Here is an 8,415-nt window from a genome sequence, read left to right as displayed (position 1 = left end):
GCTACCAACACGTCAACCAATGGGGCAATCGCATCGCCCATTACCTACGGGCCCGAGGTCTGAAAAAAGGCGACGTGGTGGGCATCTTCATCGAAAACCGCCCGGAACTGCTGGTCAGCGTACTGGCCGTGAGCAAAATTGGCGGCATCTGCGCCATGCTCAACACCTCGCAATCCCATAACGTATTGATCCACAGCCTGAACCTGGTCAACCCGGCCGCGATCATCGTCGGCGAAGAACTGGTGGGCGCGTTCAATGCCGTGCGCAACGAGGTCGCCATCGATGAAGCGAGCACCTATTTCCTCGCCGACACCGACACCACCCAGGACGCGGGTGCCGCGCCCGAGGCCTATATCAACCTGACCCGCGTCAGCGAAGAATACTCCACCGACAATCCGGCCAGCACCCAGCAGGTCTACTTCGACGACGTCTGCTTCTACATCTACACCTCCGGCACCACCGGCTTGCCCAAGGCAGGCGTGTTCAAGCACGGGCGCTGGATGAGGGCCTACGGCAGCTTGGGCATGATCGCCCTGGATATGCGCCCCGACGACATCGTCTACTGCACCTTGCCGCTCTATCACGCCACCGGGCTGTGCGTGAGCTGGGGCTCGGCGTTGGCGGGCGCATCGGGTTTTGCCATCCGCCGCAAATTCAGCGCCAGCCAATTCTGGGATGACGCCCGCAAGTTCAAGGCCACCACCATTTGCTACGTCGGCGAACTGTGCCGCTACCTGCTCGACCGCCCCGTGGCCGACAACGACGCCGACATCTCAGTAGTAAAGATGATCGGCAATGGCCTACGCCCCGGCGTGTGGACCGACTTCAAGAAACGCTTCAATATCGAACGCGTCTGCGAATTCTATGCCGCCAGTGACGGCAATATCGGCTTTACCAACATCCTCAATTTCGACAACACCATTGGCTTTTCCCTCAACAAGTGGTCACTGGTGGAGCACGACACCGGCGAGCCGCGTCGCACCGTGCACGGCTTCATGAAAAAAATCGGCAAGGGCGGGCAAGGTCTGCTCCTGGCCAAGATCGACGACAGCGCCCCGTTCGACGGCTACACCGACCCGCAAAAGAACAAAAAAGTCGTGCTCTACGACGTGTTCGAAAAGGGCGACTGCTACTTCAATACCGGCGACCTGATCCGCGACATCGGCTTTGGCCACGCCCAATTCGTCGACCGCCTGGGGGACACCTACCGCTGGAAAGGCGAAAACGTCTCCACCACCGAAGTCGAAAACATCATGGTCCAACACCCCCACATCGCCGAAGCCGTGGCCTACGGCGTGGAGATCAAAAATACCAACGGCCGCGCCGGCATGGCCGCCATCACCCCGACCGTGCCCCTGGAGAACCTGGACTTTGGCGACCTGCTGCAATTCGTCAAAAGCCAGATGCCGTCCTACGCGGTGCCCATGTTCCTGCGGGTCAGAACCTGCATGGAAACCACCGGCACCTTCAAATACCAAAAAACCAAACTCAAGACCGAAGCCTTCGACCCCAGCCAAACCGGCGAAGACCCAGTCTACGCCTGGCTACCCGGCTACGAGACCTATGTGCGGGTCACCGACCAAGTGTTGCAAGACATCCATGGCGGCAAGTTTCGTTACTGAATTTGCCTGCCAGGCGCTGGAAACGAGGAGGTCCGCATGGAAGCGCGCTGAAAGCAGGTAATGAGATGGTCACGCCCACACCCTGCGAGATACATTTTGGGGGATGTGCCGACGACTTTTTGAATAAAGGAAGAAGAAAGCCCCGCCCGACGGTACGTGTTTTCCGCAGAGCCTGTGTCGTTTTTTTTAATCTGGTCGTTCGGAGTGGCCCTGCAGGCGCTGGCGCATAGCGCTGCTGCAATGCGTCTCTTGGCCAAACGTCCCAAAGTGGCGCAAGACTTTGTCCTTAAGAACGGAGCGGCCCTGTATAGGTGAGGGGTAAGGTTTGCGGCCCTCCATTTCCCACGGATATGGACGTTCAACGGTAAACACACCGGGTGTGTAGTCGAGCTTTTCGCTGGCGTCTTCACCAATGCGCTTGAGGGCGCAGCCGCATTGGCAATGGTTGTTGTCCGGTTCGTGGTGGATCAGTGTACGAGGAAACTGCGCTGGCAGCAGAGTGCGCTGGGTTGCTGGCGCACGTTGGCCTCAGCAAGCGTCGGTTGCAGCGCCTCAAGTTCGGCTTTGATAGCCGCGATATCGGTGTCGATCAGGTCATCGAGCAAGCTGTCTTAAGCAGGGCTGAGTGTACTCCACGGTACAGGTCTGCCTCACGCCAGACCACGCCGTCCGGGTCATCAGTCAGCGTTCGTCTCGACGCGGAATTGATAGATAAACACGTTTGAGAAACCCGGCAATCTCAGCATTGCTTTGTGGTAAGTCAGGCATCATCGATTTGAAGTCATGGGATGGATGTTGGTACGCATACGCCAACGCTTGGAGGATGCCGCTCAATTCTTCTGCGGAGTATTCTTCCGCGAGCCGTCCGGTCTGTATTGCAGACAAGCCGACGAAGTCTTCACACTTGTCGATGTCATTGAGCAGGCTCATGGGGATACGCAAGAAGTTGAGATTAACTAAGGTCTTCATCGACGAATATTCCTGATACGCCTTGAGTGTTCAATTGTCGAACGGCTTGATTCAATTGCGTAGCGGTTGGGCGATAATGCCCGCTTTTACGGGAAATGGCGGTCACCACACCATTTTCGATACGTATGTCACCAGCGGCGGCGACGGGGCGACCAGCGAAAAAGCTGGAGTGATGAAATTTGCCCCTTGTTTGCTCATTCGAAATATACAGGGCGCCGGTGGCGTCCATGACGAAGATCGCGCGTCCTTTATTTTGGGCGAAGGAGGTCGATGCTTGACGCGTGTCAAATAATTGTCCAGTCGTATCGTAAACTTTTCCGTCTTTGATCACCACCTTGAAGCCTGCGCGCTCTCGATCGTTCAAGTATTTGACCGATGTACCGAATACCTTTCCGGTTTCCTCGCCTTGGTAGACCTGTTGCATCGGCTGTAGGTCACTGAACCGAACGGGCGCGGTGTTTGCTGAAAGTACCGTCGTTGGCCTTTGGACCGCTGACAGCGCGACGGCGGCCGCCAAGCGGCTACGTGCTTCGATAGCATTCGTCGGTTCGCTTGAGCGCCGCGCCGTGGGGCCTGGCCGCAACGAATCGGGAAAAGCCATGGGATCTGGGGAGATACTCGGCTCACTGGCCGAGAGGGGGACTTTCAGTGGCAGTCCCGGCCGTAACGTATCAGGATGCGGCAGGGTGCCTAAAGCACTGCTCCACTGATTCGATTGGAGACGCCTTCCCAGTCCCGGCCGTAACGTATCAGGATGCGGCAGGGTGCCTAAAGCACTGCTCCACTGATTCGATTGGAGACGCCTTCCCAGGCCTGGCCGCAATGAATCAGGAACATTCATGGTGACACCGCCGGTGCTTGTTTCGCTCGATGAAAGCGGCGTTTTCGGTGGCCGCTCTGGCAGGAAAGTCGCAGAGCGCTGCGCACGCCCGGATCCACTGGTCGATTCGTTCTGTATCTCTGGTTTAGGCGGGCGACGTAACGCGTTCTTTCGCTTTAGCGAGGCACTGGGTGAAGATGCAAACGACGGCCCGATTAGAAACCTCTCAATGTCATCCAGTCGCATCCCCGACGTTTCCGGTGTCGAGTCGTTGTCAGCTTCGTGGGAAACAGCGAATTCCGCCTCCTGCGGTGTGAGCAGTAGCTGAGGCGGCCGATGCTGTGGCATGGAGGCTGTTGCAGCTCGGTCGCCCCGCAACGTCCCGCTTTTACCCGCAGCGTTCCTTGGGGGTAGATGCGGCGGTGTGGCAGCGTTGCGAACGGTGCTTGTCGTTTGATGAAGGCTATTTAGCGCCGCGCCTATCGAGGTAAGCGCTGGGCCTTTTCGCGGCCGGGTAGGTAAAGGTGGCGCGGCTTGGCCCTGGGTGGGCGCTGACGAAGATGCCGCTGCGGTGGGTGACGATGCCCACCGATGGGGCTTGCCCGCGTCATCTTGCATATCGACGCTGGCAAGACTCAGGTCTTGATCATCATGGCCCTGCTCGAAGTTCAAAATGGGGCGGAGCGTCAAGCCATGCTCGGAAAACGCGGGAATGCCGAAAATATTGGCGCCCAACGATGCCAACTCGAACAGCTTGCCGTCCTGAATACTCGAGATGATTCGATTCCTGATGGACGTACTGAATTTGTCTACCCATTTCAACGAATCCGCATTGATCATGCGCTTCGATTTTGGAATGGCAAGTTTGGCCGCGACTTCGGCGCCAGCGGCTAAAAGACTGCTTCTGTTTAGATGGTTGAGCCGTCCTACATCCATTGAGCCATCCCCCGGTCGCTCCCTCTGGGTGGCAAGCCGCGGCAGAAGGTTCCCTGTGTCGTTGGGGCATCCGGCGACACGTGCTTGCATTCCATTTGCGCAGGCTCACATTTTTGCGATTGACGGACCGTCCATCAAGCGTTCGTTTTTGGATGCTCGGAAGCCGTAGCTTCATTTGTAATTAATGCAGGGCGGCAGCGATGCAATGCAGATCGAAACGGATAAATGCAGGTGCATTCGCAATTAATCCCGGGCCCCCGCATTGGCTGGACGGAATGAATGCGGGTCGGGCGTTTTCGAATGCAGGTCGTTACACCTTGGACGAGGCCAAGACCTCGGTGTTTCCGTTCCAACGCTATACTGTTGGATTCCAGCGTCAGAACACACTTAACGTGCATTAAATTCCGTTTTCTGAGGGGCCCCTACAGGGCCGCTCCGTTTGCAAGGACAAAGTTTTGCGTCGCTGACTTCTTGGTTTGCGCAATGGCCTGCAGGTGTTGGTTGACACCCCGCGAGTCTTTGAGGCTTTTATCACCGGATGAATACCCGGCAATCGTCATCAGGGTTTCGTTTGGAAGGTAGTGAAGGGCATTAAGGGGGGCTCGAACTGCACCGCTCCGAAGACGAGGCTCTCAAAGACGGGGCTGTCAGTAGTTGCTGCAGGCTGGGCGTTTGGGGAGTGCATGGCGGTGAGCGACAATAGATTATTTTGATTATCTAACTCGCCGCTGACCGTCATTTTCCCAGGGTTTTTCTGAGGGTCACTATAGGCTTGGTAAGAGAATATGCGGTTCTTGTCCAGCGCAGGTGTTTGGCCTGGAACGATATTGTTTAGTGCGGCTTGCACCGGCTCTCGTTCACCGGAGCGAAGTGGGCTTTTCATCGCCCCGACCCGAAAGTTGAGGTTGCCTATGCAAACCTTAGAAGGCACATCGCGAGCCACCTGAGGGGCGCTATCCGCGGGAAAGGCAACCGGAAGCGGTTTCGCAGAGCTGTTAGTAGCAGGCTAATGCTCTTGGCTTGTGGGTAACTGGACGCGATTGATACCTGAGGATGGGCTGATCGATCTCATGGGAGGCCTTACTGACTGAAATAGACCCGTATTGAGTGGCTTACGAAGGGCGGCTGGTTCCATAGGTTCATCATTAGCTGTAGCGGCTTGCAATCGAAAACGGCCATGCTTGCAATCAACGCTATTTCAGACTCGGATTAATTGTGATTGAAGCAGCACCTGTGTTCGCATTAACTGCGACTGAGCTTGCACCAGCGGCACGTGCTTGCATTTTATTTCCGGGTGCTCACATTAATTGCAACTAGCCGGTTGGGCAGCAACAGAGCAGGAAGTACACATAACCCACAACCCGCCTAGATAGCTGGGACCCGCGGAAGTACCACAGCAAAGAGGATGCGGATGATTTCTGTGAATTTTTATCGAGAACTACAACTACCAGGGTTATGAATCCTCTGGTCTGAAGTCGCTCTTCGAAGACGATATCCAGAACGATATTCGCCCCTTGAACGACTTCCTGAACAACGCCGACAGTATCAACTACGTCTCCTTGGTCAAGGGCCTGAAGAGCAACATCAACATGGTCAATTCAACCGCGGTCGACATAACGTCGTTCGTCAGTGCTTTTGTGATTCAGGAAAAAATCGACTACAACAGCTTCCTCAGCACATCGGCTTCCTAAACGATTCCAAGGACTTCACGGGCGGGTTCCAGATTGCGTCAAGAAAGTGCGACGACTTCGAAGCATCCATAGATTGCAACGTTGGGATGTGGCCATGCCCCAACCGCCCGTACCGATGATACCAACGGGATTTTGTTGGTCATGAAGACTACCTCCTGGCAAAAGTAAGGCGAAAGTTAGCAAGCGCCCGGCTCGACACATAGGTAATAGTCTTCAATGTGATAATCACAGATTGAGGTGCGCTGAATGCAATGTCATTTTGCGTCTCGCAAGCAGCGAAGTTGCAGCGTAAGCTTGTAGATATTATATCGTGTAGACGATTACGGCCCGGGCAGTACCGCACAACCTGTTCGATTAGCCGCATCAGCCCTTTGGAGAACAGACTAACCGATTCGCTAACGTTGATTGTCTTCGCATCATCACATACAAAGACGACGAGTCAGATCATTCAGCAGCCATCGGCCTGCTTTCCCTAAAGAGCAATTTTGCATGTGCGCTGCATAGATCGTAAGTGTGTCGGGTGTGCGCTGAAGTTCGGTGGTTAATTCAAGCGGTAGGAGGCGTCCTGAAGCCAGATGATCCGCAATCAGATGCTCTGGCATTCGGCACCACCCGAACCCGGCGAGCAAAAAATCCAGCCGCCGTGCCAGATCTACAAACCGCCACTGGTGACTGCCCGTCACTCCATAGCTTGGGCCGCCGGGAGAAACCGGATCGGAAAGTACCAGTTGCACATAAGGCTTGAGGTCAGCAACCGTGGCCGGGCGGCCTAACTTGGCAAGGGGATGCCCGCTGGCTACTACTGGCCTCAGCATGACGCTGAGCAGCGGCAGTGCGGTGACATCGTCGGGCACTGTCGGAATCAAAGTACAAAGCGCCAATGCCGCATCGCCGTTGCGCAATCGGCGCTCCGCGCCGCCTAAGCCTTCCGTAGAGAAACTCACCGCCAGATGTGGAAAAGCTTCGCGTATAGCGCTGAGGCTCTCGATAAGCGGGGCACTGGGGACTAATGGGTCTATAGCGAGTGCCAGTTCCGGCTCGACCCCTGCTACTGTGCTTGCTGCCATTGCTTCAAACTGGGCAGCGCTTGCCAGCACTGCGCGCGCTTGAACCACTAGCACTCTACCTACCTCAGTGAGAGCTGGACGATGGCCGCTGCGATCAAACAGCCTCACACCTTGAGCTGACTCAAGTGTGGCAATCGACTGGCTAATGGCAGATTGAGCACGCCGCAGGTAACGTCCCGTTGCCGAGAAACTGCCTGTATCAGCAATGGTTACAAGTATCCGCAACTGATCCAGGCTGAGATTTCCGATCATGCCCCATCACTTAAACAGATGGATTCGATCATATTTACATCACTCCTGCACAGAGGTCGCGTTGGGTAGAGTGTGTCGCACATCGCCTAAAGCGACAACGCAAAACACACCGCCGCGTCACCGCGCAGGAGTTACTTTCATGTCCAGGCTTCTCACCATTGAAACCAGCTCACGTGGGGATGCTTCAATCTCCCGGCAGCTCACTCGCCGATTTGTGGCCGCGTGGGAAGCTGCACACCCTGGGGGCGCCATCAAAATACGGGATCTAACGGACACTCCGCTTACGTTCGTGACGGCCCCTTGGTTACAGGCTTACTTCACCCCGGGCACCCAACATTCGCCGGAAATGAAAGCCGTGTTGCAGCTATCCGATGAGCTTGCGGCCGAATTGCTGGAAACCGATCACCTGGTTATTTCAACGCCGGTCTACAACTATAACGTCCCAGCGGCGCTCAAGGCGTGGGTGGATCATGTGGTACGTAAAGGCTTGACCTTGGGCTTTGATGGTAAAGGGCTGGTGACCGGTAAAAAGGCAACCGTGCTGCTCGCCTCGGGAGGGGTATACACCAGCGGCTCGCCGATTAGAGACCGTGACATTGCGACCCAATATTTGAAACTGATCCTGAACGTCCTGGGTATCGCTGATGTCACCTTTATTGCGGCCGGCGGCGCTAAAGCTGTAGATCTCGGAGAAATCAGCATGCACGAATTTCTAGATACCTTTGATGATCAAATTCAGAAACTGCTAGCTTAGACAGCATTTTCCCTGGCCTGTACGATTGCGCCTGTCCAACTCGCGTGGTTAAACGGGCATCCACTTATGTGGCAGCCGTTGGCCGATCTCACTCACTCGCTGCGGGTGCGCTGGTTTTATCCGTGAGCTTGCCCAGTGATCCGCATCGACGCCATCTGGCTCGCCACCGAGCCCATGGACATGCCCTCCTGACTGGCCCACGTTTCAGCTCATTCTTCCCCGGCGGGAGACGTTTTTCATTATCAGAAAGCCTCGCCATAACTTTTCCAGTGCGGAAGTTAACGTGTCCGACACTTACAGAAGC

At 55.7% G+C, this 8,415-nt stretch carries 8 protein-coding genes and 1 pseudogene; 4 read left to right on the top strand and 5 right to left on the bottom strand.

Annotated elements, in window-relative coordinates:
• The coding region (locus tag WLY71_RS28240) for a long-chain-acyl-CoA synthetase (protein WP_347806179.1) at positions 1-1,622 on the top strand (1,622 nt) is incomplete at its 5' end.
• Positions 1,623-1,953: 331 nt separating this feature from the next.
• Here the strand turns inward: WLY71_RS28240 and WLY71_RS28235 are convergent.
• The 3 genes and pseudogenes from WLY71_RS28235 to WLY71_RS28225 form a co-directional block, all read right to left on the bottom strand.
• Positions 1,954-2,230 (bottom strand): annotated as a pseudogene (locus WLY71_RS28235) (IS66 family transposase zinc-finger binding domain-containing protein); the annotation flags it as partial.
• Positions 2,231-2,303: 73 nt separating this feature from the next.
• A complete protein-coding gene (locus WLY71_RS28230) occupies positions 2,304-2,591 on the bottom strand; it encodes a hypothetical protein (RefSeq protein ID WP_347806178.1) in 288 nt (95 codons plus the stop codon).
• Positions 2,575-3,432: a hypothetical protein gene (locus WLY71_RS28225; RefSeq protein WP_347806177.1), complete on the bottom strand. Its 858-nt coding sequence runs from the start codon at positions 3,430-3,432 to the stop codon at positions 2,575-2,577. Before WLY71_RS28225 ends, WLY71_RS28230 begins: the two co-directional genes overlap by 17 nt.
• A 570-nt stretch (positions 3,433-4,002) precedes the next feature.
• On the opposite strand from WLY71_RS28225, the gene WLY71_RS28220 reads away from it, so the two are divergent.
• Positions 4,003-4,305, top strand: coding sequence for a hypothetical protein (locus WLY71_RS28220; protein WP_347806176.1), 303 nt, complete (start codon positions 4,003-4,005; stop codon positions 4,303-4,305).
• A gap of 601 nt (positions 4,306-4,906) precedes the next feature.
• Here WLY71_RS28220 and WLY71_RS28215 read toward each other — a convergent pair.
• Positions 4,907-5,230, bottom strand: a complete 324-nt coding sequence (locus tag WLY71_RS28215) for a hypothetical protein (RefSeq protein WP_347806175.1) — start codon at positions 5,228-5,230, stop codon at positions 4,907-4,909.
• A 631-nt stretch (positions 5,231-5,861) separates the two neighbouring features.
• Between WLY71_RS28215 and WLY71_RS28210 the strand changes: the two genes are divergently transcribed.
• Positions 5,862-6,038, top strand: a complete 177-nt coding sequence (locus WLY71_RS28210) for a hypothetical protein (RefSeq protein ID WP_347806174.1) — start codon at positions 5,862-5,864, stop codon at positions 6,036-6,038.
• Between the two features lie 419 nt (positions 6,039-6,457).
• Here WLY71_RS28210 and WLY71_RS28205 read toward each other — a convergent pair whose 3' ends face one another.
• Positions 6,458-7,357, bottom strand: coding sequence for a LysR family transcriptional regulator (locus WLY71_RS28205; RefSeq protein ID WP_347806173.1), 900 nt, complete (start codon positions 7,355-7,357; stop codon positions 6,458-6,460).
• Between the two features lie 139 nt (positions 7,358-7,496).
• Between WLY71_RS28205 and WLY71_RS28200 the strand changes: the two genes are divergently transcribed.
• Positions 7,497-8,111 carry an FMN-dependent NADH-azoreductase gene (locus tag WLY71_RS28200; protein ID WP_347806172.1) on the top strand — a complete coding sequence of 205 codons (615 nt, stop codon included), beginning with the start codon at positions 7,497-7,499 and terminating at the stop codon, positions 8,109-8,111.
• Positions 8,112-8,415: the final 304 nt, after the last annotated feature.

Origin of the sequence: Pseudomonas rossensis, from assembly GCF_039888995.1 — a bacterium.
Classification (GTDB): Bacteria; Pseudomonadota; Gammaproteobacteria; order Pseudomonadales; family Pseudomonadaceae; genus Aquipseudomonas; species Aquipseudomonas rossensis.
This window is presented reverse-complemented; position numbering and strand designations above follow the sequence as displayed.

Bases quoted from the DNA above. Each gene is read 5' to 3' on its own strand.
- WLY71_RS28230 (WP_347806178.1), bottom strand. From the start codon at position 2,591: ATGAAGACCTTAGTTAATCTCAACTTCTTGCGTATCCCCATGAGCCTG.
- WLY71_RS28225 (WP_347806177.1), bottom strand. From the start codon at position 3,432: ATGAATGTTCCTGATTCATTGCGGCCAGGCCTGGGAAGGCGTCTCCAA.
- WLY71_RS28220 (WP_347806176.1), top strand. From the start codon at position 4,003: ATGGGGCTTGCCCGCGTCATCTTGCATATCGACGCTGGCAAGACTCAG.
- WLY71_RS28215 (WP_347806175.1), bottom strand. From the start codon at position 5,230: ATGAAAAGCCCACTTCGCTCCGGTGAACGAGAGCCGGTGCAAGCCGCA.
- WLY71_RS28205 (WP_347806173.1), bottom strand. From the start codon at position 7,357: ATGATCGGAAATCTCAGCCTGGATCAGTTGCGGATACTTGTAACCATT.
- WLY71_RS28200 (WP_347806172.1), top strand. From the start codon at position 7,497: ATGTCCAGGCTTCTCACCATTGAAACCAGCTCACGTGGGGATGCTTCA.